Consider the following 478-nt stretch of genomic DNA (forward strand, 5'->3'; position numbering starts at 1 on the left):
ATCGATCGCTCACCCGTTACGAGTTTGCCGCCGCCCTGAATGCGGCTCTGGATGTGGTGAACGCGCAGATTGCCCAAGGTGAACAGCCGAGCTTAGAAGATTTGCAGGCGATCGAGCGGCTGAACATTGATTTTCAGTCAGAGCTGGCAAGTTTGAATTTGCGAGGCGATCGACTTGAAGCCCAAACCGCTCAGCTTGAAGGGCAGCAGTTTTCGACAACCGCCTTTTTAAATGGGCAGACGATTCTCAGTCTGGCGTTTGGCGAGGGTGGAGATCCGCCCGGAAGCGGAGAAGGTAATGTTGTTCTGACGCATTTGACGCTGCTTCAGATTGCGGCTTCGTTTCACGGTAACGACGTGCTGCGGGTGGGACTGGAGGCCGGAAATTTTCGCGATCGCGGCTTTGCTAGTCCCAACGGTTTCAACACCAACATGGCGCTGCTATAGCTGTATTCATTCTGGTTAGGACGCTGCTTGCT

1 protein-coding gene is annotated in these 478 nt (G+C 54.2%); it reads left to right on the forward strand.

Annotation, left to right across the window (positions count from 1 at the left end; translation table 11 throughout):
* Window positions 1–446 (forward strand): iron uptake porin (locus tag D7Y13_RS42315; RefSeq protein WP_147452684.1); only part of this gene is annotated, 446 nt, incomplete at its 5' end.
* Window positions 447–478 lie beyond the last annotated feature (32 nt).

It is taken from the genome of Corallococcus praedator (genome assembly GCF_003612125.1).
GTDB classification, from domain to species: Bacteria; Myxococcota; Myxococcia; order Myxococcales; family Myxococcaceae; genus Corallococcus; species Corallococcus praedator.